The organism is Allobosea sp. Root483D1, from assembly GCF_001429505.1.
Lineage (GTDB): Bacteria > Pseudomonadota > Alphaproteobacteria > Rhizobiales > Beijerinckiaceae > Allobosea.
In genome coordinates, this window is sequence record NZ_LMJW01000020.1 from 291,664 (window position 1) to 316,599 (window position 24,936).

Annotated in this window: 25 protein-coding genes; 5 read left to right on the plus strand and 20 right to left on the minus strand. The window is 68.0% G+C overall.

Features of this window, described 5'->3' with window-relative positions; translation table 11 throughout:
- Together fliN and ASE66_RS19970 are read left to right on the plus strand one after the other, a co-directional pair.
- Complete coding sequence (gene fliN, locus ASE66_RS19965; protein ID WP_057191458.1) at window positions 1-357, plus strand: flagellar motor switch protein FliN; 357 nt, start codon at window positions 1-3, stop codon at window positions 355-357.
- A 44-nt stretch (window positions 358-401) separates the two neighbouring features.
- The gene (locus ASE66_RS19970) at window positions 402-1,766 is read left to right on the plus strand and encodes a sigma-54 dependent transcriptional regulator (protein WP_057191459.1); all 1,365 of its coding nucleotides are present in this window, start codon (window positions 402-404) and stop codon (window positions 1,764-1,766) included.
- Window positions 1,767-1,831: 65 nt separating this feature from the next.
- Here ASE66_RS19970 and ASE66_RS19975 read toward each other — a convergent pair whose 3' ends face one another.
- The 3 genes from ASE66_RS19975 to ASE66_RS19985 form a co-directional block, all read right to left on the minus strand.
- Complete coding sequence (locus ASE66_RS19975; RefSeq protein WP_057191460.1) at window positions 1,832-2,149, minus strand: hypothetical protein; 318 nt, start codon at window positions 2,147-2,149, stop codon at window positions 1,832-1,834.
- Between the two features lie 187 nt (window positions 2,150-2,336).
- Window positions 2,337-3,767 (minus strand): MFS transporter, encoded by a 1,431-nt coding sequence (locus ASE66_RS19980; protein WP_057191461.1) that lies wholly within the window; start codon window positions 3,765-3,767, stop codon window positions 2,337-2,339.
- A gap of 85 nt (window positions 3,768-3,852) precedes the next feature.
- Window positions 3,853-4,185: a hypothetical protein gene (locus ASE66_RS19985; RefSeq protein WP_057191462.1), complete on the minus strand. Its 333-nt coding sequence runs from the start codon at window positions 4,183-4,185 to the stop codon at window positions 3,853-3,855.
- Between the two features lie 244 nt (window positions 4,186-4,429).
- On the opposite strand from ASE66_RS19985, the gene flhA reads away from it, so the two are divergent.
- Window positions 4,430-6,553, plus strand: a complete 2,124-nt coding sequence (gene flhA / locus ASE66_RS19990; protein WP_057191463.1) for a flagellar biosynthesis protein FlhA — start codon at window positions 4,430-4,432, stop codon at window positions 6,551-6,553.
- Window positions 6,554-6,559: 6 nt separating this feature from the next.
- Here flhA and ASE66_RS19995 read toward each other — a convergent pair whose 3' ends face one another.
- Window positions 6,560-7,114, minus strand: a complete 555-nt coding sequence (locus tag ASE66_RS19995; RefSeq protein ID WP_057191919.1) for a helix-turn-helix domain-containing protein — start codon at window positions 7,112-7,114, stop codon at window positions 6,560-6,562.
- Between the two features lie 141 nt (window positions 7,115-7,255).
- Between ASE66_RS19995 and ASE66_RS20000 the strand changes: the two genes are divergently transcribed.
- Entirely contained in the window at window positions 7,256-8,143 is an 888-nt protein-coding gene (locus tag ASE66_RS20000) for a DMT family transporter (protein ID WP_156412252.1), read from the plus strand.
- 6 nt (window positions 8,144-8,149) lie between these two features.
- Here ASE66_RS20000 and ASE66_RS20005 read toward each other — a convergent pair whose 3' ends face one another.
- From ASE66_RS20005 to ASE66_RS20055, 11 genes are all read right to left on the minus strand, one after another.
- Complete coding sequence (locus tag ASE66_RS20005) at window positions 8,150-9,244, minus strand: lysylphosphatidylglycerol synthase transmembrane domain-containing protein (protein WP_057191464.1); 1,095 nt, start codon at window positions 9,242-9,244, stop codon at window positions 8,150-8,152.
- Between the two features lie 178 nt (window positions 9,245-9,422).
- Window positions 9,423-9,803 carry a DUF305 domain-containing protein gene (locus ASE66_RS20010; protein ID WP_057191921.1) on the minus strand — a complete coding sequence of 127 codons (381 nt, stop codon included), beginning with the start codon at window positions 9,801-9,803 and terminating at the stop codon, window positions 9,423-9,425.
- Window positions 9,804-9,885: 82 nt separating this feature from the next.
- A complete protein-coding gene (locus ASE66_RS20015; protein ID WP_057191465.1) occupies window positions 9,886-11,676 on the minus strand; it encodes a cobalamin-dependent protein in 1,791 nt (596 codons plus the stop codon).
- Between the two features lie 12 nt (window positions 11,677-11,688).
- Window positions 11,689-12,483 carry an aspartate dehydrogenase gene (locus tag ASE66_RS20020; protein WP_057191922.1) on the minus strand — a complete coding sequence of 265 codons (795 nt, stop codon included), beginning with the start codon at window positions 12,481-12,483 and terminating at the stop codon, window positions 11,689-11,691.
- Between the two features lie 11 nt (window positions 12,484-12,494).
- Window positions 12,495-13,007, minus strand: a complete 513-nt coding sequence (locus ASE66_RS20025; RefSeq protein WP_057191466.1) for a cupin domain-containing protein — start codon at window positions 13,005-13,007, stop codon at window positions 12,495-12,497.
- Window positions 13,008-13,021: 14 nt separating this feature from the next.
- Window positions 13,022-14,635: an ABC transporter ATP-binding protein gene (locus tag ASE66_RS20030; RefSeq protein WP_057191467.1), complete on the minus strand. Its 1,614-nt coding sequence runs from the start codon at window positions 14,633-14,635 to the stop codon at window positions 13,022-13,024.
- Window positions 14,632-15,462: an ABC transporter permease gene (locus tag ASE66_RS20035; protein ID WP_057191468.1), complete on the minus strand. Its 831-nt coding sequence runs from the start codon at window positions 15,460-15,462 to the stop codon at window positions 14,632-14,634. Before ASE66_RS20035 ends, ASE66_RS20030 begins: the two co-directional genes overlap by 4 nt.
- A gap of 2 nt (window positions 15,463-15,464) precedes the next feature.
- Entirely contained in the window at window positions 15,465-16,442 is a 978-nt protein-coding gene (locus ASE66_RS20040) for an ABC transporter permease (RefSeq protein ID WP_057191469.1), read from the minus strand.
- Between the two features lie 130 nt (window positions 16,443-16,572).
- Window positions 16,573-18,177 carry an ABC transporter substrate-binding protein gene (locus tag ASE66_RS20045; RefSeq protein WP_057191470.1) on the minus strand — a complete coding sequence of 535 codons (1,605 nt, stop codon included), beginning with the start codon at window positions 18,175-18,177 and terminating at the stop codon, window positions 16,573-16,575.
- A gap of 47 nt (window positions 18,178-18,224) precedes the next feature.
- Complete coding sequence (locus ASE66_RS20050) at window positions 18,225-19,064, minus strand: VOC family protein (protein WP_057191471.1); 840 nt, start codon at window positions 19,062-19,064, stop codon at window positions 18,225-18,227.
- Between the two features lie 304 nt (window positions 19,065-19,368).
- Window positions 19,369-20,145 carry a GntR family transcriptional regulator gene (locus tag ASE66_RS20055; RefSeq protein ID WP_057191472.1) on the minus strand — a complete coding sequence of 259 codons (777 nt, stop codon included), beginning with the start codon at window positions 20,143-20,145 and terminating at the stop codon, window positions 19,369-19,371.
- A gap of 132 nt (window positions 20,146-20,277) precedes the next feature.
- On the opposite strand from ASE66_RS20055, the gene ASE66_RS20060 reads away from it, so the two are divergent.
- Window positions 20,278-21,057, plus strand: coding sequence for a pyrroline-5-carboxylate reductase family protein (locus ASE66_RS20060; protein ID WP_057191473.1), 780 nt, complete (start codon window positions 20,278-20,280; stop codon window positions 21,055-21,057).
- Between the two features lie 13 nt (window positions 21,058-21,070).
- Here ASE66_RS20060 and ASE66_RS20065 read toward each other — a convergent pair whose 3' ends face one another.
- From ASE66_RS20065 to ASE66_RS20085, 5 genes are read right to left on the minus strand one after another with little or no spacing between them, the layout of a single operon-like run.
- Window positions 21,071-21,823, minus strand: coding sequence for an SDR family oxidoreductase (locus ASE66_RS20065; protein WP_057191474.1), 753 nt, complete (start codon window positions 21,821-21,823; stop codon window positions 21,071-21,073).
- 21 nt (window positions 21,824-21,844) lie between these two features.
- Window positions 21,845-22,786, minus strand: a complete 942-nt coding sequence (locus ASE66_RS20070) for a 3-hydroxyacyl-CoA dehydrogenase NAD-binding domain-containing protein (protein ID WP_082613594.1) — start codon at window positions 22,784-22,786, stop codon at window positions 21,845-21,847.
- Window positions 22,783-23,625 (minus strand): alpha/beta fold hydrolase, encoded by an 843-nt coding sequence (locus ASE66_RS20075; RefSeq protein WP_057191476.1) that lies wholly within the window; start codon window positions 23,623-23,625, stop codon window positions 22,783-22,785. The genes ASE66_RS20070 and ASE66_RS20075 overlap by 4 nt, the downstream gene beginning before the upstream one ends.
- Window positions 23,622-24,503: a hypothetical protein gene (locus tag ASE66_RS20080; protein ID WP_057191477.1), complete on the minus strand. Its 882-nt coding sequence runs from the start codon at window positions 24,501-24,503 to the stop codon at window positions 23,622-23,624. The genes ASE66_RS20075 and ASE66_RS20080 overlap by 4 nt, the downstream gene beginning before the upstream one ends.
- A gap of 32 nt (window positions 24,504-24,535) precedes the next feature.
- On the minus strand, window positions 24,536-24,859 hold the full coding sequence (locus ASE66_RS20085; protein ID WP_057191478.1) for an NIPSNAP family protein: 324 nt from the start codon (window positions 24,857-24,859) through the stop codon (window positions 24,536-24,538).
- Window positions 24,860-24,936: the final 77 nt, after the last annotated feature.

Sequence of the window (24,936 nt, forward strand, 5' to 3'; positions counted from 1 at the left end):
ATGGCAAGCGAAAACGACCTCAACCTGCCGCCGCTCAACCCGGCCGATCTCTCCTTCGACCACAATGCCGGGGGCGACTCGGTCGCGCGCTCCGGACCGGTTCCGGTCAAGACGGCGGAGGATCTCGAACAGGTCTTCGACGTACCGGTCACGGTGTCCGCGGTGCTCGGCTCGTCGCGGATCGCGGTCGGCGATCTCCTGCGCGTCACGCCCGGCACGGTGCTGGAGCTCGACCGGCGCGTCGGCGAGGCGATCGACATCTTCGTCAACGAGCGCCTGGTGGCGCGCGGCGAGGTCGTGGTGGTCGAGGAACGCCTCGGCGTGACCATGACGGAAATCATCAAGACCGACCGGTGACGAACCGGCCGGAGCGACTGCATTTTTCAAGGAAGGCCTAAGCCATGCGCCTCATCATCGTCGGCAGCCTCAAGGGCCAGCTCATCACCGCCGCCAAGATCGCGGTGTCGCAGGGCGCGGCCGTCACCCATGCCGAGAACGTCGAGCAGGCGCTGGCGGTGCTGCGCGCCAAGGGCGGCGACCTCCTGATGGTCGATGTCGAGCAGCCGATCGCCAGGCTGGTCGCGGCGCTCGAGGCCGAGCGCATCCGCACCCCGCTGGTCGCCTGCGGCACCTCGACCGATGCCCGCGCCGCCGTCGCGGCGATCCAGGCCGGGGCGCGCGAATACGTGCCGCTGCCGCCCGATCCCGAGCTGATCGCCGCCGTGCTCGCCGCCGTCGCCGGCGACAAGGCCAGCCTGATCTGGCGCGACCCTGCCATGGAGCGCGTCGTCCAGCTCGCCAACCAGATCGCGCGCTCGGATGCGCCTGTCCTGGTCACCGGCGAGAGCGGCACCGGCAAGGAGATGATCGCGCAGCATCTGCACCAGAAGTCGCTGCGCAAGGACAAGCCGTTCGTCGCGGTGAACTGCGCCGCGATCCCCGACAACCTGCTGGAGTCGGAGCTGTTCGGTCATGAGAAGGGCGCTTTCACCGGCGCGATCGCGCGGCGGATCGGCAAGTTCGAGGAGGCGAATGGCGGCACGCTGCTGCTCGACGAAGTCTCCGAGATGGACGTGCGGCTGCAGGCCAAGCTGCTACGGGCGCTGCAGGAGCGGACGATCGACCGGGTCGGCGGCGCGCAGCCGGTCAAGGTCGACCTGCGTATCATCGCGACCTCGAACCGCAATCTCGGCGATGCGGTGCGCGAGGGCTCCTTCCGCGAGGACCTGTTCTACCGGCTGAACGTCGTGCACCTGCGCCTGCCGGCGCTGCGCGAGCGGCCGGGCGACATCCTGGCGCTGGCCGACCACTTCGCCAAGAAATATGCCGAGCTGAACGGCATGCCGCTGCGGCCGATCGCTGCCGAGGCGCGCAAGCTCCTGCTCGGCAACAGCTGGCGCGGCAACGTCCGTGAGCTGGAGAACACCGTGCATCGCGCCGTGCTGCTGGCGCAGGGCGTCGAGATCGGCACCGAGGCGATGCTGACGCCGGAAGGAGAGACGCTCGGACCGGCCAGCGGTCGCGACGTGGCTTCGCGGGCGGCGCAGACGGCGGAGGCGGTGACGCGCGGCCTGGTCGGGCGAACCGTCGCCGATGTCGAGCGCGACCTTATCCTCGACACGCTCGACCATTGCCTCGGCAACCGGACCCATGCCGCCAAGATCCTGGGCATCTCGATCCGGACCTTGCGCAACAAGCTCAGCGAATATCTCGCCGCCGGCGTCCCGGTGGCGGAGCCGGGACAGGCGCGGACGAACTCGCTCTGACCGTCGGCAGCAAGCGCCGAAAAAGAAGCGGGCCGGAGCGAAAGCTCCGGCCCGTCAGAGGCCGCTCAGTAATAGCGACGACGATAATAATAGCGCCGAGGGCGGTAGTAATAACGCGGCCTGGCATAATAGCGTGGCCGGGCATAATAACGTGGTCGAGCGTAATAACGCGGTCTACGATAATAGTAATACTGGCTGAATTCTGCGTTTGTCTCGTCGAGACCGTCCTTGATCTCGGCGGACAGCTCCTCCGGTTTATTGGCCGGATCCGGTGTCGGAACCGGCATGAGCTTGGGTTGCGCTGCCTCTGCAGCGGCGATGCCGCCGACGCTGGCAGCGGCAAGGCCGCCGAACAGCGCCATCACGAATGAACGTCGATCCATGTCATGCCTCCAGTTGGTTCGATCCAGGCGCCGCGTTCCCACGAGGCCATTCTATTCCCCTTTCCGACCGTTCGTCACGCTCGCGACGTGACGATGGTTGACGAAAGGGCCGACGGCGCGGGAGACCGGCCGTTAGCTTGTTGTGACGGTTTGAGGTGCAATCGCCCAGTCGATGTCCTCCTCATTCTCAGACAGCCCCCAGCGGCTTGCTGATGTCCTCGAGCGAGCGGCGCTCTGCCTTGACCGCAAAGCGCCAGGCGATCAGGCCGGCGGCGATCATCAGCACCGCGCCGAACAGGTAGCCGCCGAACACGCTCATGCGCGAGCCGGTGTCGATCAGCGCGCCGAACAGCCAGGGACCGGCGATGCCGCCGAGGCCGGTGCCGAGCGAATAGAACACCGCGATCGCCAGCGCCCTGATCTCCAGCGGGTAGGTCTCGCTCACGGTCAGATACGCTGAACTGGCTGCCGCGGATGCGAAGAAGAAGACGATGCTCCAGCAGATGGTGAGCTGGTTGGCCGAGACCATCTCGCGCGCGAACAGGAAGCCGGTCCCGGCGAGCAGGACACCGGAGAGGATATAGGTTCCCGCGATCATCGGACGCCGGCCGAGCGTATCGAAGAGCCGGCCGATCAGGAGCGGTCCGAGGAAGTTGCCGGCAGCGAAGGGCAGGATGAACCAGCCGATCATGCTGGAGGGAACGGCGTAGAAGTCGGTCAGGACCAAGGCGTAGGTGAAGAAGATCGCGTTGTAGAAGAAGGCCTGCGACGTCATCAGCGCCAGCGCCACCAGCGTGCGCGGCCGGTAGGTGACGAAGAGCGTGTGGGCGACCTCGCTCATCGGGGTGCGCGAGCGCGGGCGCAAAGTGAGCGTCGGCAATGTCGCGGCCAGCTGCGGCGGCGAGAAGGATTCGATGTGCGCGACGATCGCCTGCGCCTCGGCGACCCGGCCATGGCTCATCAGCCAGCGTGGGCTTTCCGGAATCCACCGGCGCAGGATCATGATGATCAGCCCGAGCACGGCGCCGATGAAGAAGGCAAGGCGCCAGCCCAGATCCTGAGTCACGATGGCCGGATCGAGCAGGACGATGGCGGCGATGCCGCCGATTGCGGCGCCGACCCAGAAGGAGCCGTTGATGACGAGGTCGGTCCAGCCGCGCACGCGCGCCGGCACCAGTTCCTGGATGGTCGAGTTGATCGCGGTGTATTCGCCGCCGATGCCCATGCCGGTCAGGAAGCGGAAGAGCAGGAAGCTCCAGAGATTCCAGGAGAAGGCGGTGGCGGCGGTCGCGCTCAGATAGACCAGGACGGTGATGGTGAAGAGCTTCTTGCGACCGAGCCGGTCGGTGAGCCAGCCGAAGAAGACGGCACCGATGACGGCACCGGCGATATAGGCGGCGCCGGCGAGGCCGATATCGGTGTTGGTGAACCGTAAGGTCGGGCTTTCCTTGAGGGCCCCGGAAACGGCGCCGGCGAGCGTCACCTCGAGCCCGTCGAGAATCCAGGTCACGCCGAGCGCGACGACGACGAGTGTATGAAAACGCGACCAGGGCAGGCGATCGAGCCTCGCCGGGATATCGGTGACGATTTCGCCTGAGTTCTGGCGTCCTTCGTTCACAAGGCATTTTCCTTCGACAGACGGTCTTGGCGCCGCTTCAAAGGCGACGGGCGGCAGAGGGCCGCCCGTCGATGGGTTCACGTTCTCAGCGGTAGATCACGCGGCGGCGCACCACGACCGGGCGGCGGTAAGCCACGGGCCGACGCACGACCGTGGTGCGCCGGACGACGACCGGGCGGCGATAGGCCGGACGGACGACAGTGGTGCGGCGGACGACGACGGGCCGGCGGTAGGCCGGCCGGACGACGGTCGTCCGGCGGACTACGGTCTGGCTGAATTCGGCATCGGCCTTGTCGAGGCCAGCCTTCAACTCCGGAGCGAGCTCGTCCGAGGCCGCGGCGGGAACAGCGGTCGCGGCCTGGGCGATGCCAAGGCCGCCGACGCTGGCGGCGGCAAGGCCTCCGAAAAGACTCAGCATGAACGAACGTCTATCCAAGATTTTCCTCCAAAGGCTCCGGTGTCGAAACCGATCTCGTCGACCCCGTGCGAGTTGGCTGGCCGAATGCGGCCACAACGCGGCCATTCGATAACAGCCTGTTCAGGGAAAGGTTCCAGGTGGGATTTTTTCAGGCTTCTTAACCACTCGTTCACCATGCGCTCGGCAAGAATTGCCGGGTACGGCTCGCGCCCTGTGATGGGCGCCGCGTGGGAGTTTCCGGTCGATGAGCGATGTGACGGCGGGCGGCAGCGGGGGCATGCAAATGCCGACGCGCGGCCAGATGGGCGCGCTGCTCAACCGGCCGGACCTGTTCCTCGCCATCGGCGTGATGGGCATCCTCGTGGTGCTGATCTTCCCGCTGCCGGCGATGCTGCTCGACATGCTGCTGGCGCTCTCGATCATCCTGTCGGTGCTCGTCCTGATGACGGCGCTGTTCATCGAGGAGCCGCTCGAATTCTCGGCCTTCCCGACCGTGCTGCTGATCGTGACGATGCTGCGGCTGGCGCTGAACCTCGCCTCGACACGCCTGATCCTCGCCCATGGCCATGAAGGCACGGCTGCCGCCGGCCACGTCATCGAGGCCTTCGGCAATTTCGTGATGAGCGGCAATTTCGTGATCGGGGTGATCGTCTTCACCATCCTGATCATCGTGAACTTCGTCGTCATCACCAAGGGTTCGGGCCGTATCGCCGAGGTCGCGGCACGCTTTGCCCTCGATGCCTTGCCGGGCAAGCAGATGGCGATCGATGCCGACCTCTCGGCAGGCTTGATCGACCAGGACGTCGCCAAGGCCCGCCGCAAGGCGCTGGAGGACGAGGCCAACTTCTTCGGCTCGATGGACGGCGCCTCCAAGTTCGTGCGCGGCGACGCGATCGCCGGCCTGCTGATCACCTTCATCAATGTCATCGGCGGCATCATCATCGGCGTCGCGCAGCAGGGCATGAGCTTCGGCGCCGCGGCGCACAGCTATACGCTGCTCACGGTCGGCGACGGCCTCGTCAGCCAGATCCCGGCGCTGATCGTCTCGACCGCGGCGGGCCTGCTCGTCTCGAAATCGGGCGTGCGCGGCGCCGCCGACAAGGCGCTCGGCAAGCAGCTCTCGGGCTACCCCAAGGCGCTCGGCATGTCGGCAGCGGTGATGCTGCTGATCGCGGTCCTGCCGGGCATCCCGATGCTGCCCTTCCTCGTTCTCGCCGCCGGCTCGGGCTGGCTGGCGCGGCATTTCGGCAAGCTCGCCAAGGCGCGGGAGTCGGAAGCCGCCGTGCAAGCGCAGGCGGCCTCGCCGCTGGCGCCCGACGGCACGCCGAAGGAAGAGACGCTCAACGACCTGCTCAAGCTCGACGAGCTCAAGATCGAGATCGGCTATGGCCTCTTGCCACTGGTGAATGCGCCCGGTGGGGCGGACCGGCTGACCGACCAGGTCAGGGCGCTTCGGCGCCAGCTTGCCGCCGAGCTCGGCTTCGTCATGCCGGCGGTGCGCATCGTCGACAACGTCCAGCTCGAGGCCAACCACTACTTCATCAAGATCAAGGAGATCGATGCCGGGCACGGCATGGTCTATTCCGGCCAGTACATGGCGATGGACCCGATGGGCGGCAGCGTGACGCTGCCCGGCCACAACGTGCTGGAGCCAACCTTCGGCCTGCCCGCGACCTGGATCGATGGGGCGCTGCAGGACGAGGCGCAACTGCGCGGCTACACCGTCGTCGACGCTGCCACGGTGATCTCGACCCACCTCACCGAGGTGCTGAAGTCGCACATGCCGGAGCTGCTCTCGCATGGCGAGGTGCAGAAGCTGCTGCGCGAGCTGCCGAAGGACCATGCCGACCTGGTCAAGGAGATCGTGCCGCAGCAGATCTCGACCACCGGCATCCAGCGCGTGCTGCAATTGCTGCTCTCCGAGCGCATCTCGATCCGCGATCTCGGCACCATCATCGAGGGCATCGCCGAGGTCGCCGGCAGCGTCCGGAACCCGCGCGACATCGCCGAGCATGTCCGTGTCCGGCTCGCCCGCCAGATCTGCGCGCAGTTCTCCAACCAGCATGGGCAATTGCCGATCATCACCCTGTCGCCTGCCTGGGAGAGCGTCTTCGCCGAATCGATCGTCGGCCAGGGCGAGGATCGGCATCTCGCCATGCAACCCTCGCGGCTGCAGGACTTCGTCCATCAGGTGCGCGACAAGTTCGAGGAGGCGGCCCGGCTCGGCGAGATGCCGGCGCTGGTCACCTCCGGCATGGCGCGCCCCTTCGTGCGCCAGATCATCGAGCGCTTCCGCCGCGAGACGCCGGTGCTCTCGCAGAGCGAGATCCACCCGCGCGCCAAGCTCAGGACGGTGGGAAGCGTCTGACGAGCGTCAGCGCCTGCTCACCACCACCAGGTAGCGCGCCGGCTCGGGGCCGGGATTGCTGAAGCGGCAATCGCTGGGTGGGCCGAGCTCCATGCAGTCGCCGACCTCAAGCCGCGTGACGATGCCGCCCTCGTCGAAGTCGAGAACGCCCGACTGCATCCAGATTTGCTGGCGGATGAAGGCGTAGGAGCTCGCGGGATAGGCGATCGCCGCGCCGGGCGGCAATTCGCCGGCGACGAGTTCGAGATCGCCATTGCCGGCCGGTGAGATGGCGCGGCGGACGAAGCCGGTGTCGGGGTCGCGCCAGAGCGGTTGATCCGTGGCGCGGCGGACGCGTTCGCCGGCATTCTCGATGCGCGCCAGCAGGTTCGACAGGGTCAGGCCGAAAGCACCCGAGAGCCGGCCGAGCAGCACGGCCGTCGGGCTCGCCTCGCCGCGCTCGATCCGGCTGATCATGGCGCGCGAGACGCCGGAGCGCTCGGCGAGGTCGTTCAGGCTCCAGCCGCGCATTTCGCGCTCGCTGCGCAGGCGTTCCGCCAATCTTGACGCGAGATCGTCCATCATCATACCCTTGATTCTCTTATAATAGAGCGCGGCAAGGACGTTGGCCAGATAGGCGGGGCAGGCGCCCTCACATCGACGCCATGGCGGCATGCCGGGTCGGCATTGGTCCTTTCTTCGCAGCATCGCTAAGCGCAGCCCATGTCCCGCAATGCCGCCCTCTTCGCGCTGATGTGCCTCGTCTGGGGCCTGACCTGGCTGCCGATCAAGGTCGGCTCGCAGCATGTGCCACCGGTCTTCCTCGCGGCGTCGCGCTTCGTCATCGCCGGGGCGCTGATGCTGGCCTGGGCCGGCAAGGATGGCTTGCGGGTGCCGGCTGAGGCCTGGCCGCGCGTGATCATGACCGCGCTCCTGCTGAATACGGGCAATTACACCCTGCTGTTCTGGGGTACGGCCCAGGCGCCGACCGGCCTCGCAGCGATCGTCAACTTCGCGACCATCCCGATCTTCACCATCATCGCCAGCCGCCTGATCGAAGGGCACGCGATCGGCGGGCGCAAGCTTGCGGCGATCGGCCTCGGGGCGGTCGGCCTCGGCTTCCTGTTCTCGACGCGGGCGCTGGGCGGGCTCGCCGCGGCCAAGGGCGGGCCGCTCGAGCTCTGGGGGCTGTCGGCGGTCGCCACCGGCACGCTGCTCTATTGCTTCGGCGCAGTCTGGTCGCGCCCGGTGATGGGCCGCATCCCGACATTGACGCTGGCGGGCTGGCAGACGCTGATCGGCGGCTTCGGGCTCTGCCTGATGTCGGCGCTGCTGGAGACCATCACCCCGGCCCATTTTGGCGCATTGGTGTCGTGGCCGGTCCTGCCGGCCCTGGCCGTGCTGGTCATCGGCGGCTCGCTGATCGGTTTCACCATCTATCTCAGGCTGGTCCGCGACTGGGGCGCCTTCCGGGCCGGGCTCTACGCCTTCATCAGTCCGGCGGTCGCGGTCGGGGCCGGCGTCTTCGCGCTGGGCGAGCCGTTCGGCCCGGCCGAGGCGATCGGCAGCCTGCTGATGTTCGGGGCGGCGGCGATTGCGCTGAAGCGCTAGAGCCCGCTACTCCGGCTGGTCGATGTGCAGGGCCGCGGCCTTGGCGGCCGCCTGCTCCTGCGCCTTAACCTGCGTCTCATGCGCCAAGGCCTTGCGCAGTTGCGCGCGCTCGAAGGCGAGCACGATCGGCAGCGACACGACGAGCGGAATGATCAGGTAGAACATCCGCCAGACCAGCAATGCTGCAAAGACGGCCGGGGCCGGCACGCCGGGCATCACCGCCAGGAACACCGCCTCCATCACCCCGACACCGCCCGGCACCTGGCTGAGCAAACCGGCTGAGAAGGAGATCAGGAAGGCCCCGAGCACGATGAAGAAGCCGGGATTGCCCTGGTCCGGCAGTGCAAAATAGATGATGCCGGCAGCGCCCATCAGCTCCAGCGGGGCGGCGAGATATTGCCGGGCGACGATCGGCAGGCGCGGATAGACCAGCTCGAACGAGCCGATCTTGAGCGGCTTGAAGCGCAGCCAGGAGCCGATCGTGTAGAGCAGGCAGAAGGCGAGCAGACCGAAGCCGATCAGGCGCGCCTGCTTGTCGCCGATGCCGAACCAGTCGGAAAGCCGGTGCAGCGGCCGCAGGATCTGCGGCTCGCCGACGAGCACAAGCCCCATCAGCAGGAGGGTGCCGAAGGCGAAGGTGAAGGAACAGAGCGCGACCAGCACGGCGATCTCGGCCGCGCTCAGGCCCTTCGCGTGATAGGCGCGGTAGCGTACCATGCCGCCGGAGAAGACCGAGGCGCCGATATTATGCGAGAGGGCGTAGGTGACGAAGGAGCAGAGCGAGATATAGGCCCAGGAAATGCCTTTCTCGCGGTGCAGGTGCAACAGCGCGATCCGGTCGTACCAGGCGAGGGCGGCATAGGCGACGAGCGTCGCGAGCCCGGCATGGAAGAAGGCGGCGGGCGGAATGACCGCGATCTTCTGGCCGATGCCGGTGGCGACGATCCTGACCGAATCCCAGAGGCCGGCCTGTTCAAGCTGGGCCGCGATGGCCTCATTGGTCAGGGCCTCGGTCTTGAGCTTGTCCCAGAGCAGGTCGACCGACCAGACGACGGCGACGAGGCCGATCAACGGCCAGAGATAGTCGAGGTACTTTTTCATCGAACCCGCGAGCAGCCGGAGGCGAGATCAGAGCCCATCTATGATCCACGGCTTGTGCATGCAGGGTGTGCTTGGACGCAAGTCGTGCCGTCTCTCTGCCAAAGCCGGCCCTGCAGGGCAAGCGGCAGGCGCGAAGCCCGCCCCGGATCGCGACGAATCCGGAGCGGTGTGGCCAAGATTACTTGCCTTGCTTCTTCAGCCAGTCGCGCAGGAAGGCGATCTCCTTCTCCTGCTCGGTGATCACGCCCTCGGCGAGCTTGCGCAGCTCGGGATCCTTGCCATGGGCGAGCACGACCTTGGCCATGTCGACCGCGCCCTGATGATGCGGGATCATGCCGCGGGCGAAATCGACATCGGCGTCGCCGCTGAAGGCGATGCCCATCTCCTTGTGCATCTTGTCGTTGGCGGCCTTGTAGGCCTGCGTTGCGGCCGTATCGGAGGCGGCAGGGGCCGCGCCGTGGCTGCCATGGCCCTGATGGCCCTGCGCCAGGGCAAAGCCCGCGAGGCCGAGCGTGGCGAGCAGGGCGGCGCCCGCGAACAGGCTGCGGGTGGTCGTCATTCTGAAGTCCTTTCGGGAAGCCGGTTGCGGCGTGCCCGAAGCCTCCGCGCCGATCATGTCATCAGCGCGGCGAAGCCATGTCTCAGGCGGCTCCCGCCTGCGCCGAGCGCGCCCGGGCGAGCGTCTCCAGCTCGGTGACCAGGCCTTCCGGCGTCGGGCAGGGGATCACTCCGAGCTTGGCCAGATCGTCGGTGACGTCGACCGGGAGGCCGGAATTCGAATCCTCGGGGATCTGGTTGAGACGACCGCCGATGCAGACCGGCAGGCTGGCGCCGGCGCGTTCGAGCGCGGCCAGCACCTCGGTCGCGAAGCGCAGGGCGATGCCGTTATAGGTGCTGATCGCGATCACATCGCAGCCATTCGCCAGGGCGATGGCGACGAGGTCGTCCGGATCGGCCGAGGTGCCGCCGTCGACCGCCTCGGCGTCGAGTCGGGTCAGCAGATGCTCGATCAGGCTCTTGCCGTGCTCGTGCACGTCGCTGCTGGCGACGCAAACCTTCAGGCGAGCCTGGCCGATGCCGGCGCGGACCGGCGCTGCGACCTTGTCGAGCCAGGCCTCGGTCTCGTGCCGGAGCTCCTCGACCCATTCGGCCTCGACCAGCGCGCGGCGACCCCCCCAGGCGGTACGATCGGGCACGCCGGAGCCATAGAGCGCTTCGAGCCGCCGCGGGCCGATGCGGCGCAGCGCCAGCATGATCGCCGCGGCGTCGGCGATGTCGACGCCGAGATCGGCGAGGCCGGCGAGAACCCTGCAGCGGAATCGGTGTGCGCCCGAGACCAGAGCCTCCGCCATCGCATCGACGGGGCCGAGGTCGATCAGGCCGAGGCTGCCGGAGGCGTGCTCGACCAGCTTTCCGGCGAAGGTCTGCGCGTCGATGATCTCGTCGGTGTCGGGAATGCGCTCGTTCTCGGTGACCGGCACCGGGTTGATCGCGTGGCCGCTATGGCGCCGGCGCAGCGACCAGATGTCGGCCTGCAGATAGCTGGCGAGGCTGGCGAAATTGCCGGCCGGGGTCGATTTGTAGCTGACGGTATTGCCGAAGATCATGCTGCCGGGTGTATCGGTCACCTGCATCAGCGCATGATGGAAGGCGAGCCGCACCAGCGGGGCGGTGAAATGGTGCCCGTAGCAATGCGAGGCGCGGGCGCCGATCAGTTCCTCGACGATGTATTTCTCGATCAGCACCATGCCGAGTGCCGAGCTCATGTCGGAGAACAGGCCAGCGAAGCCGTCGTCGAGATTGGAATGGACGAGCACCTCGACCGGCTGGGCCGCGATCAGCCCGAGCGCCGTCACCGTCGCCTGCGTGGTGGCGACGTCGTCGTCCCAGTCGGGCAGGCGGAAGGTGAAGTACTGGCCGAGATTGCCGACGGTGGTGACACCCGCTGCCAGCGCCGCACGGGTGTTCTCGACCGCGCCGGGCAGGCCTAGCATGAAGTCGCCGAAATGTGCCGCGGCCGGGACGACGCCTGTGATGCGGGCGAAGTCCTCCGGCCCCGAGAGCACGATGCCGGTGCCGCGCGGGCGCTTGTCGCGCTCAGCCAGCGGATAACCCATCGACCAGTCGAGCGTGATGCCGAAACGGTCGACGCTGACGCCGAGCCTGGCGCAACTCTCATGCACGGTCCGGATTGCCTCCAGCGTGCGCTCGACGCTGCGGAAGCCGATATGGGCGTGCTGCATGATGCGCCCTTCGCCCGCCATGCGCCGCTTGTAATCGGCTTCGCAGGCGACTCCCGCCGTATCGAGGAAGAGGTTGCGGCCGACCTGCCAGTCGCGGGCCATGGCGGCGCCATCGGCGAGCAGTTCGGCGCCCGGCCGCAGGGTCGGCGGGACGAGGTCGGCGAGCTTGGGCAGCACAAGCGCGGTCATCGGCGTCCCCTCCTAGACCGCGATGCGATCGAATTGCCGGCGGATCGTGGCCGTGAGGCTCGCCGCCGTCAGGGCCGAAGTCTTCGGGTTGGCCGGCGAGGGCAGGTTGACGAAGCTCAGTCGTGCCGTGCCGAGCGCGCTCATCGCCTCGATCTCGTGCTTGTTTCCGGCGGCTTCCGGATCGGAGACGATGCGGACCGAGAGACGATCATGCCCCACCGCCAGCGCGATGGTCAGCCCGACATTGAGGTTCTTCGGGTAGAGCTGCGCCGCCTCGCGCGCCGTGCCCTCATAGAGCAGGATCTCGGCCTGCGCGGCCTTCTCGGTCAGGCCAGCGGCTGCGAGCTCGGGGCCCCAGGCCGCCGGCGGCTTGCGCGAGGTGTAGCGGATGCTGGCATCCGCCGTTTCGCGCAGCGCGGCGAGATAGTCGAGGCCGCCGACTGCGCCGGAGGGCACGATCAGCCGCGTTCGACCCTGCTCGGCGGCTTCGGTGAGGCGGGAGAGGAGATCATCGTCGGCGAGCGCGCCGGTCGAGGCCGGCAGAGCCGGGATGCCGGCGGCGAGGATCGCGGGCAGGAGCTGCAACACCGCTGCATGCCCAGCCGCCTCGACGACGAGGGCAGGGCGCCAGGCCAGGAGTTCGTCGACGGAGGCGAGCAGCGTGACGCCATCGGGCATGCCGGCGCGGCTCGGCGAGTCCGGCCGCAGCAGACAGGCGAAGGCAAAGCCGTCGTCGCCGAGCCGGGCCTGGATGTCCCGGGCGATCGTGCCGAAGCCGATCAGGCCGATGCGCCGCTCGCTCGCCATCGCCGGCTCCATCAGGGTTGCCGCTGGTCTTTGGGCTGGCTCGCGAAGACGGTCTGGCGCTCGATCTCGAGCACGTTCTCGGGTCGCGGGAAGTTCTCGGGCGCCGGCTCGCCGGCGCTGCGCGGGCGGCCGATCAGGCGGAAGAAGTCCTCAAGCCCGTTCGGCACGATCAGCCAGACCCAGTGCAGGTCCTCGGTGCCGTCATTGATGAACATGTGGCGGCGGCTCTTGCCGATGAAGATCGCGGTGCCGGGCACGGCCGGGACGTCCTTGCCGTCGAGCACCGCGCGACCCTTGCCGCTGAGGAAGTAGATCACTTCCTCATGGCGGTCATGGCTGTGCTCGCGGACATGGCCGCCGGGCGGCACGGTCTGGGTGCCGAAGGCGAGCGGATTGTCCATCTTCACCTTGGACGGGTCGAGCGCGACCTCGATATGGCCGTTGGCCGGCACGGGCTGCCAGAAGCTCGTCGCGGCGCCGGGCTGGACGACGAAGGTCTCGCCGGGCTCGTGGATGTCGCTCATCGGGTGAGGCTCCGTCAGTTCGCCCTTCCCGGCACGGCGGAAAGCAGCTTCTGGGTGTAGGGATGCTGGGGCGCGGCGAAGATGTCTGCGGTCACGCCATGCTCGACGACCTCGCCGCGCTGCATGATCGCGATCCGGTCGCAGATCTGCGCGGCGACGCGCAGGTCATGGGTGATGAAGATCATCGAGAGCGAGAGCTTGTCGCGCAGTTCGACCAGGAGCTTGAGCACCTGCGCCTGGACGGAGACGTCGAGTGCCGAGACGGCCTCGTCCGCGACCAGCACCTTGGGTTCGAGCGCGAGCGCCCGGGCAAGGCCGATGCGCTGGCGCTGGCCGCCGGAGAATTCATGCGGCAGGCGATCGGTGGCGGCGGGGTCGAGCCCGACCAGGGCGAAAAGCTCCTTGGCGCGGGCCATCGCGTCGGCGCGCCTGGTGCCGCGCGCGATCAGCCCTTGCGTGACGAGATCGCCGACGCTGCGTCGCGGGTTGAGCGAGGCGTACGGGTCCTGGAACACCATCTGGACGAGATGGCGCTGGCGCCGCAGCGTCTCGCCGGCGAGCTTGCCAAAATCGACACCGCCAAGCTCGATCGCGCCGCTGTCGGGATCGAGCAGGCGCACGATGCAGCGCGCCAGGGTCGATTTGCCCGAGCCGCTCTCGCCGACGATGCCGAGCGTCGCCTGGCTCGGCAGGGAGATGCTCGCCGACTTCACCGCATAGGTGACACGCTGCTTGCGGCCGAACCAGCCGCCGCCTGTGCGATAGGTCTTCGAGAGGTCGCGCACCGTCGCGATGGTGTGGTCGGGCAATGTGCGCGGCGGCGGCGGGGTCAGGCTCGGCACCGCCGCGATCAGCGCCTTGGTGTAGGGGTGCTGCGGGTTCTGCAGCACGGCTTCGGCACTGCCGGCCTCCACGACCTTGCCGTGCTGCATCACCATGACCCGGTCGGCGATCTCGGCGACGACGCCGAAATCATGGGTGATGAACAGCACCGCCATGCCGGTGCGGCGCTGGATGTCGCGGATCAGCTCGAGGATCTGCGCCTGGATGGTGACGTCGAGCGCGGTGGTCGGCTCGTCGGCGATCAGGATCTTCGGCTCGAGCGCAAGCGCCATCGCGATCATCACGCGCTGGCGCTGGCCGCCGGAAAGTTCGTGTGGATAGGCGCGATAGGCGGAGGCCGGCTCGGGGATGCCGACCTCGTCAAGCAATTTCAGCGCCCGCGCCTCGATCTCCTTCCTGGGCAGGTCGGTATGGGCGCGGAACATCTCGGCGATCTGGTCGCCGGCGGTGCGCAGCGGGTTCAGCGCGGTCATCGGCTCCTGGAAGATCATGCCGATCTCGGGACCGCGGATCGCACGCAACTCGTCCTCGGAGAGGCGGACGATGTCGCGCTCGCCGAGCATGATCCTGCCGCTGCGGATCGGCAGCGAGGGCGGCAGCAGCCCCATCAGCGCCGAGGCGGTCATCGACTTGCCGGAGCCGCTCTCGCCGACGACGCAGACGATCTCGCCGGCGTTCAGCGTCAGCGACAGGTTCTCGACGGCGAAGGGCCGGTCGGCGCCCTTGGGCAGGGCGACCGAGAGGTCCTCGATGCGGACGAGCGGGGTCATCGTGGGAGCGCTCATCGGTTGCGCAGCCTTGGATTGAGCGCGTCGTTCAGCCCCTGGCCGACCAGCGAGACCGAGAGGATGGTCAGGAGGATGGCGACGCCGGGGATGGCCGAGACATACCATTCGCTGCGCAGCACCTTGCGGCCCTGGCCGATCAGGTTGCCCCAGGACGCGATGTTCGGATCGGAGAGATCGAGGAAGGCGAGCGCGCTTTCCAGAAGGATCGCGGTCGCCATCACGACGCTGCCATAGACGATGATCGGGGCGAGCGCGTTGGGCAGGACCTCGCGGAAGATGATCCAGCGATTGGTCAGGCCGAGGGTGCGGCAGGCCTGGACGAATTCGCGGTTGCGCAGGGTCAGGAACTCGGCGCGCGTCAACCTTGCCACCGCCGGCCAGGAGACGACGCCGATCGCGATCGTCACCGCCGTCATGTTCGAGCCGACGACGACGACCAGCACCAGCAGCAGGATGAAGTTCGGCAGGGTCTGGAAGGCCTCGGTGAGGCGCATCAGCACATCGTCGGTCAGCCCGCCATAGAAGCCTGCGACCGCGCCGATGACGATGCCGATCGCGATTGCGATCAGGGTCGAGACGATGCCCATCAGGAGCGTGGTGCGGGCGCCATGGGCGATCTGGGCGGCGATGTCGCGCCCCGATGCGTCGGTGCCGAGCAGGAAGCGGCCGCCGGGATTGGGCCATTGCAGCGGCCGGCCGGCGAGGCCGAGCGGATCGCGCGGGTAGAGCAGGTCGGCGAAGACGGCGAGGCCGACGATGACGACGAGCAGGACGAGGCCGAGCACGGCGGCGGGGCTGGTCAGGAAATGCTTGAGCGCCTTCATGCTCAGGCTCCCGCGCTGATGCGGGGGTCGAGCCGGGCATAGATCAGGTCGACGATGAAGTTCACGCAGATGACCATGATGGCGGAGACGAAGACGATGCCGAGCAGGGTGTTGAGGTCGCGCTGGATCACGGATTCGTAGGCGAGGCGGCCGATGCCGGGCAGCGAGAACACGCTCTCGATCACCACCGAGCCGCCGAGCATGGTGCCGGCCTGCAGGCCGATCAGCGTCACCATCGGCAGCAGCGCGTTGCGCAGCACGTGCTTGCGGACGATCTCGCCGCGGGTCAGCCCCTTGGCGCGGGCGGTGCGGACGAAGTCGAGCGTCGAGACCTCCAGCATCGAGGCGCGCATGATGCGCAGGTAGATGGCGAGGAAGATCAGCGAGAGCGTGATCGTCGGCTGGATCAGGTGGCGGGCGATATCGAGCACCAGCCAGATCCCGGTCGCGCCCGAGCCGATCTCGTAAAGACCGCCCGGCGGCAGCCAGGCCAGCCAGATCGAAAAGACGACGATGCTCATCAGGCCGAGCCAGAAGGACGGCGTCGCGTAGAAGATGAGGCCAAGCAGTGAGATCAGCGTGTCGGACCAGCCGTTGACCCGCTGCGCCGAGACGATGCCGAGCAGCATGCCGGCGAAAAAGGCGAAGCTCAGCGCCGAGAGCATCAGCATCAGCGTCGCCGGAAGCCGCTCGAGGATCACGGTCGCGACCGGCTTGTTGTAGATGGCGGAGAAGCCGAGATCGAGCCGGACCAGCCGCCAGAGATAGTCGAGCAGGCGCACGGCCGCGCTGCCTTCGAGCCCGTAGAAGCGCCGCAGTTCCGCCGCCTGCGCCGGGTCGCCGCCGCCCATCTGCGCCATCAGCGCATCGACGGTGTCGCCGGGGGCGAACTGCAGGAGGACGAACAATCCGGCGAGCAAGATGAGCAGCGTCGGGATGCTGCTCAGCAGGCGTCGTCCGGCCAGTTTCAGAATGTGCATGAGCCGTGGTCTTCAAGCGCCGGGCGCGCGGATGGCGGGCATCCGAGAGCGTCGAGCGGTCCTTGTCAAAGGCGGTGGTCAGCCGGGAAGCGGCCGCCCGTCGAGGGGCGGCCGCTCCGGCTCGGCCGGATCAGGGCTCGAACCACAGATCCGCCCAGTGGCTCGACGGCCAGCGCGGATTATTGTGGTGGTTCTTCAGCTTCTTGCTGGTGACCGAGATGAATTGGCGCTCCGTCGCCATCCACAGCGGCACCTCGGTGTTGAGCAGGTTGACGAGCTCCGGATAGGCGGCCTTGCGCTTGGCCGGATCGATCTCGAAGGCGGCGTCGTCCATCATCTTGTCGGCCTTGGGGTCGACCCAGCCCCACTGGTTGGTGAAGGCCGTGCCCTTCGGGCTGCCCGAGCGGTACCAGACCATGGTGCTGATCGCCGGGTCGGCGCGGTAGATGTGCCAGCCGGTCGAGAGGTCGTAGTCCCAGTCGCGATAGACCGCGGTCAGATAGGTCGCGGCGTCAGGACGCTGGAGCTCGACCTTGATGCCGACCTGCTGCAGCGACTGCTGGATGAAGGTCGACCAGAGCGGGATGTCCTCGCCGAAGGGCGGGCTCAGCATCTTCACCGAGAAGCGCACGCCCCCGGCGCCGCGCTTGAAGCCGGCCTCGTCGAGCAGCGCATTCGCCTTCTTGACGTCGAAGGCATAGTCCGGCGCGCCGGCCTTGTAGAAGTTGGTCGAGACCGACGGGATCGGCCCATGGGCGCGCTTACCGTTGCCGTACAGGAAGTTCTCGATGAAGAAGTCGGTGTCGACCGCGTGGATGATGGCGCGGCGCACGCGCACATCCGAGAGCTCCTTGCGGCGCAGGTTGAACTCGATGGTGTTCTGGAAGGGCTGGCGCTCATTGCCGCGCGAGGAGACCTCGAAGCGGGCATCCTTGCCGAGCCGGTCGATGTCGGCCAGCGGCAGCGAGGAATAGTTGCTCATATGGACCTGGCCGGCCTCGATCGCCGCGGTCGCGGCGGCCTTGTCGGTGATGAAGCGCCAGACGATTTTGTCGAGATAGGGGAAGCCCTTGCGCCAGTAGTCCGGGTTGCGCTCGGCGATGACGTACTGCCCGCGCTCATACTGGGCGAACTTGAACGGGCCGGTGCCGATCGGGGCGACGTTGGCCGGGTTGTCGAGGATGTTGGTGCCCTCGTAGACGTGCTTGGGCGCGATGTAGCCGAGGTCCGGCGCCGCGCCCATGAACAGGTCCATCGGCATCGGGCGGCCGTAGCGGAAGATCGCGGTGTGGGCGTCGGGCGTATCGACCGCCTCCAGCGCCGAATGCAGCGCGGTGCCGTAGTTCAGGTGCTTCTTCCACAGCTCCATCGCCGTGTACTGGACGTCGGCCGAGGTGAAGGGCTTGCCGTCATGCCACTTCACGCCCTCGCGCAGCTTGATGGTGATGGTCTTGCCGTCGGCCGAGCCTTCCCAGCTCGTCGCCAGCATCGGCTCGAGCTCGCCCTTCTCGTTGAGGTCGACCAGGGGCTCCATGATCTTGGAGGCGATGACGTAGACGCCGGTCGAGGCCCGCAGGGCCGGGTTCAGGATGCGCTGCTCCTGCGGCATATGCACGGTGATGGTGCCGCCGCGACGCGGCTCCTGGGCGAAGGTCGTGGCCGGCAGTGCGGCGGCCAGCGCGAGCGCGCCGGCGCTGGTGAGCAGGCGGCGCCGTGTCGGATGTGCTGTGGTCATGGTCCCCTCCATTGTCATGATTGCTTGTGAATTTCGGTGGCGAGCGGTCATTCCCGCTTGGCGGACGCCTCCCAGCCGATCAGCGCGCCATCGACGCCTGCGCAGAGCAGGGCGTTCGGGCCGGTCCATTCGGCAAAGGGCGCGGCCGCCTTGATGTCCGCGATCGACAGGACGATGCCGCAGCGTGGCAGCTCATCGTCGGCGTGGCGCCCCCAGCGGGCTGCGAAGCTCGTCTTGTCGACGAAGACCAGATCGGCGCCGCGCGGGCGCATGCCGACGATATGGGCGCCGGCATTCGTGCCGACCGGCAGGTCGAGCAGCTTGCCACAGAGCTCGGCCTCGGCGCGCGGGTCGGCGGCGACGATCTCGATCCGCTTCAACGCCCGGGCGTCGTTGCGATGCGCGGTCAGGCTCGGCAGCCAGACGGTGTCGCGGGTGAGATGCTGACAGGCGAACAGGCGTACATCCGCCGGCGCCGGCTCCAGCGGCCATTGGAAGATGCGAAAGCCCGCTTCGCCCATGCGCCCGCCATCCAGCTCGACGGGGCGGCGGAATTCGAACGGGCCGGTGCTGCCGGAAAAGCCGTCGCGCTTCAGCGCGGCAAGGCCGGCAGCGGCGTCGTCGGTGCGCATGGCCAGGCGTTCGAGCCCGGCGCCATCAGCGAGGAAGCTGCGCGTCGGCGCGTTGAACTCGGTGGCGGTGAGCACGCCGAGGAGTTCGACATAGTCGTCCTCCAACATGATCGTGTGGTTGCCGGTGCCGAGATAATCGCTGTGCAGGCCGCGCGGCGAGACCGCGAAGCCGAGGGCCCGCCAGCGCTCGGCCGATGCCGAAAGCTCGCTCACGGCGATGACGATGTGGTCGAGCCCAAGGACGTGGTCGCGCATCCGTCAGAGGTTCCATGCACAGCGGGATTTCCCCGATGGAGCGAACCGTGTCATAAGTGCATGCAGTTGTACAGGCACTTTTGGACATCATGTGCGCAGCCCCTGCCCAAATCGCAGATTCTTGCTGATGAAAGCGCCTGTCGTGGCACGCGACTCGGCGGTCCGGGAGGGGGGCGTGCAGAGGAAAAACGTTTCGAATTCAAGGCTCAAGCGGGGTCATATGACCCCGACAGCGATGATCGAGCCGGCAAGCGCGGGTTCGACGCGTGACAGCCGGCTCTGCGGTGCGGAAGCGGGCTTCCTGCTATTTCCGCGTGGCTCGCGACCGGCGGCGCGGCGGCGCGGCCTCGTCCGGCAGATAGCTCTTGAGGAGCGCTTCCTTGAGGGCGGCGCGGGCTTCGGCGAAGGTCAGCGAGATATGGCGGCGCAGGATGTCGACGCCGCGCTCCCGGTCGCGCTCGACCAGGGCCTCGAGGATGCGCGCATGGTCGTCGACCAGGCTCCAGTGTTGCGGCGCGTTCTCGATCTGGGCGCGGCGCACGAAGCGGATGCGCGCGTTCATGCCTGTCAGCTGGTGCACGATCTCGGGGTTGTTGGCGAGCTCGGCGAGGTGGACGTGGAAGGCCTCGTCCAGTTCGAGAATCTCGTCCGGATCACGCTTCTCATAGCGCGGATGCGCCTCCGCCCAGAAGGCCTGGAGCCGGGCGATGCCGGCCTGGTCGGCGCGCTCGCAGGCCAGCGCGAAGGCGCCGGTCTCGATGATCGAGCGCATTTCGAACAGGTCGAGCAGGTCGTCGATGTCGAGTCCGCGGAAGCAGAAGCCGCGATTGGGCGTGAATACCAGGAAGCCTTCGGAGGCGAGCCGGTTCAGCGCCTCGCGCACCGGGGTGCGCGAGAGGTCGAGCATCTGGGCGAGATGGACCTCGTTGATTCGCTCGGCCGGGCGCATCTTGAACTCGACGAGCTGCTGCCGAATGGCCTTGTAGGCGCGCTCGGCGCTGTCGGCGGCGCGGCGCGGCGCGGTCCTGTCGGCGTTCCCGACGGCTTTTTCTGCAGTCGTGGCCTTGGCGGTCTTCGGCATTCAGCCTCACTGTCCGGCCGGTCTGCGGTCGCGTCCGGCCTCTCGACGCTTCATGCTTGAAATCGCCTCGCACGCAAAAATCAACCACCGATCGCCATTGCTGCAAGCAGTGTGCGCACTCATGGATGCATCATGACACGAATCGGCTTCCTCGGCGTCGGCCATCTCGCGGAAGAGATGATCACCGGGCTCCTGCGCAGCGGGCTGCCGGCCGGCGAGATGATCCTGTCGCGACGCGGGCATGGCCCGGAGCTGGCTGAGCGCCACGGCATCGCGCTCGCCACCGACAATGGCGCACTCGTCGCGGCGGCAGAGATCGTGCTGCTGGCGACGCGGCCGGCGGACGCTGTTGCCGCGGTGACAGGACTGGGCTGGCGAACGGGCCAGATCCTGGTCTCGGCCTGTGCCGGCGTGTCTCTGACGGAACTGCGCGCGGCAGTCAGGCCGGCGGGGGTAGCGCGGATCATGCCGCTGACCGCGGCCTCGATCGGCGCGAGCCCGACGACGGTCTATCCCGACCTGCCAGCCTTGCGGCCGTTGCTGGCGCGGCTCGGTGCGGTCATCCCGCTTGCCGACGAAACCGGGTTCGAGACCGCGACGGTCAGCGCCGCGATCTATGGCTGGGCCCAGGTGCTGATCGGGCTCGGCCGCGACTGGTCGCTCGCCCATGGCCTGGCGCCTGAGACGGCGCGGCAATTGGCGGCCGAGACCTTCGTCGCCGCCGGCCGGATGATCGCCGAGCGGCCGGAGCCGGTCGAGACGTTGCTTCAGAGCCTGGCGACGCCGGGTGGCATCACCGAATGCGGCCTGCAAGTGCTCGAAGCCCGCAATGTCGAGGCGAGCTGGACCGCCGCCTGCGAGGCGGTGCTGGAGAAGCTGACGGGCGCTGCGCCAGCCGCCCGCAGCGCCTGAGCCGCGACCGGCTTCAGCCCTCCACCGATTTGAAGACGTGGCCGCCGACTGCCTGGTCGGTCGGCGATATCTCGATCTCGGTGACGTCGACATGCTGCGGCAGAGAGAGCACCGCGGCGATGGTCGCGGCGATGTCCTGCGGCTGCAAAGCGCGGACATGGCCGTACATGGTCTCGTTGAGGCGCTCGCGATCGCCGCCGAAGGCGCGCAGGTAGATCTCGGTCTCGACGCGGCCCGGCGCCAGATCGGTGACGCGGACATTGCTGCCGGCGAGATCGTAGCGCAGCGAGCGGCAGGCATGCGCCAAGCCGGCCTTGGCGCCGCCATAGGCCGAGGTCCCGGCGAGCACGCCGCGCGCCGCCGTCGTGGTGATGTTGACGACATGGCCGCGCCGGCGCGCGACCATGCCTGATAGCAGCGCCCGCATCAGCAGCATCGGCGCGGTCAGATTGACCGCAATCGTCTCGGCGATCTCCTGCGCGCTCTGCTCGTAAAGCGGCTTCACCGTCGCGACCATGCCGGCATTGTTGATGAGCACGTCGATCTCGGCCTCGGCGAGCCCGGCCAGGATGGCATCGGTATCGCGGACATCGGCGACGACAGGCACGACACCGAACTCGTCGACGACATCGGCGAGCGCCTCGCGGCTGCGGGCGACGCCGTAGACGGTGAGGCCCATCCCGGTCAGGCGGCTGCAGATCGCAGCGCCGATGCCGCGCGAGGCGCCAGTGACGAGGGCGGTGCGGTAGGGGAAAGCCATGGCCATGGAAAGCTCCCGTTTCGATCGTCAGAGGGCGGCGCGCTGCGTCATCACGCGCAGCAGATCGACCAGACCGGCATCGCGCTGGTCGCGCAATTCGCTGTCGCTGCGATCGCCGATGGCTTCGCGAACCTCTTTGGAGACGCGCGCGATCGTCGGCTGGTCGAGCCGGGCGTCGCCGAGGTCGTCCCAGATGTCCTGATAGGTCTTGCCGTATTTGGTCAGGAAGGACTCGATGCCCTCGGCATTGAGATGGTTCGAGATGAACGAGCCCTGCAGCGTCCATTTCGGACCGGGGCCGTAGCAGAAGGCGCGGTCGACGTCCTCGGCGCTGGCGACGCCGCTCTCGACCAGCGCGATCGCCTCGCGCCACATCGCGCCCATCAGCCGGAGCGCCAGGTGCCCGGTGACCTCCTTGCGCAGCACGGCCGGCTTCTTGCCGAGCGCCTCGTAGAAGGCGCGGGTCTGCTCGACCACCTCGGGGGACGTGTCGCGGCCGCCGACGATCTCGACCAGCGGCATCAGGTGGACCGGGTTGAAGGGATGGGCGAGCACGATGCGCTGTGGTCGGGCGCAGTTCGCCTGCATCTCCGAGACTAACAACGCCGAAGAGGAGGAGGCGATCACCACCTCGTCGCCGACGTGCCGCTCGATTGCCGCGAGCAGCTCCTGCTTGAGATCGAGGCGCTCGGGCCCCGATTCCTGGACGAAGGCGACGCCGGCGAGCGCCTTGCCGAGATCGGCCGAAAAGCGGACGGGGCCGCGCGCCGTGCGGGCCGGCGCCAGCCGTTCGAGATCGTTGATCAGTGCCGGATGAAGCGCCTGGAAGGCCTGCCAGCGCGCCGGATCGGGATCGTAGCAGGAAACCTCGTAGCCATGATGGGCAAAGGTCGCCGCCCAGCGCTGGCCGATCGTGCCGAGACCGACCACGCCGATCGGCCCGCGCATCGCGTTCACTTCCATGGTCATGTCCTCGTCTCGGCAGCGGAAGACCCGCCGCGCAGAAAATCCAGCACCGCGTCGCGATAGAGGTCGGACTCGGCCCGCATGGCGTAGTGGCCGCCGCGCGGCAGCACCTTGAGCTCCGCCTGCGGGATCGCATCAGTGAGGCGCTGCGACAGATAGGCGGGGGTGACGATGTCGTCGGCCGCGACCACGACCCGGACCGGGCAGGAGATCTGGGCCAACTCGCCTTCGGCATCATGGCCGAGCACGGCGAGCATGCGCTCGCGCACCACCGCCGCGTCCGCCGGCTTCGAGCGGGTCGCTGCCGCCTCAAGCTCCGCCTCAAGCTCCGCCTCGACGACGGCATCGTTGGCGGCGAGCCAGTAGGGCGCGTTGAGGAGCGTCACCGCGTGGCGGCGATAGGCGTCGATCCCGAGCCGGTCGAGCAAGTCGATCCGCCCGGCGAAGAGCCGGCGCATATAGCCGCAGGGGCGAGCGAAGGTCGCCGACAGCACCAGCCGCGAGACGCGTTCCGGCTGGGCGAGCGCCAGGTTCTGCGCGATGGCCCCGCCGGTGGAATGGCCGAGGACGGCGGCGCTGGCGATGCCGAGGTGGTCGAGCAGGCCGGTGAGATCCTGGCGCATCGCGGCGATGCTGGTCGGCCCGTCCAGCGCCGAGGAGCCGCCGACGCCGCGATGGTCGTAGGTGACGACCTGGAAATGCGACGCGCAGACCTCGGCGAAGGCGTTCCAGAACGAAGCGAGGCCGCCGAGGCCGGAGATCAGCACGAGCGGCGGCCCTTCGCCGCGGATCGTGTAGGCGAGGGTTCCGCCGTCTGCGAGGGGAGCAAGCTCGGTCTTCATGCGCTCGCCCCGGCGGCTTCGTCGATCGCGGAGCGGGCGGCCGCGTTGACCGCCGACCACGGGATGCGCAGGTCGAGCCAGGCCGCCAGTCGGCCGGCGCAGAGGATGGCTTCGTCGACCAAAGCGGCGAGCGGGATGTCGTCACGGCCGAAGGCGGTTTCCAGCGCGAAGATCCCTGCCGCGCTTTCGCCAAGATGGCAGAAATCGCGCAGCCGGGTCGCGGCCTTGTTGCAGGCGACAGCCGCGATGCGGCGGGAGATGCGGGCCTCTTCCGTCGCAAGGCCGCCGCGCACCCACCAGAGCAGCTCATGCAGGATGCGCGCCTCCGATTCCGCCAGGAAGAGCGGCCCGATCGGGTGCATGGTCGCACGCGAGGCCAGCAGGGCCTCGATATCGGCAGGCGAGGCGTTCCAGAGCCTTTGCCTGATAGCGGCGAGTTCGGCCGGGACCTGCGATGGCGCCGGCTCCGGTGCCTGCACGCCTTCGACCGGCAGCAAATTGCCGGCGAAGAGCCTGCGCCCGTGCTGCTCGCGCAGGTGGGCACCCAGCGCCTGGAGTTCCGGTAGCCCGCCCTCGATATGGCCGAGCAGCGTGACCTCGGCCGTTTCGGCCTGGAGCGGCGCGAAGATCAGCTCGAGGAATTGCCGCGCCGGCCAGTACAGGAACGCGCCGGGGCGCGCCTCCATGACGTCGACGCCGCCCTCCGCATCCTCGACGAAGGGCGCATGCCAATAGATGTGCTGGCCGGCGATCTTCGGGGTGTGGAGCTGGAGTGCGGCGGGCAGCGTCGCGGCGAGCGTGGCAAGCGTGCGGGGCGCCCGCGTCGTGTCGCAGGCGATCCGCCATCTGTCACTGCCGACGATCAGGTCGAGTTTCATGGGCTGGGTGTCCGGCGCGGTGCTTATCCGTCTCAGGCTTTGGGCTTGAAGAAGGAAACGGGCTTGAGGATCTGGTTGCGCATGTCGAGCAGCGGGTCGGCTTCGACGACCTGCCGGCGATAGCCCTGCCAGGCCGGATCGGCCTCCATCGCGTCGCGGCGTTCCTCGCGGTCGGCGAGGCTGTCATACTGCCAGAGATGCACGACGCGGCTGAGCTCGCCGATATGGGTCTGGAAGAAGCCGAAGGGCTCGCCGAGATACTGCCGCTGCATCGGCAAACCGACATCCTCGTACAACTTCAGGAAGTCGTTCAGGCGGTTCGGCCGGGCCGTGTAGACGCGGTGGTCGAAGATCATCGTGCTTCTCCTCTGGTTCCGGCGCAATGCCGTCCGTCCCTCCGGTGACACCTTCGATCGCGGTCGTGCTTCGAGGG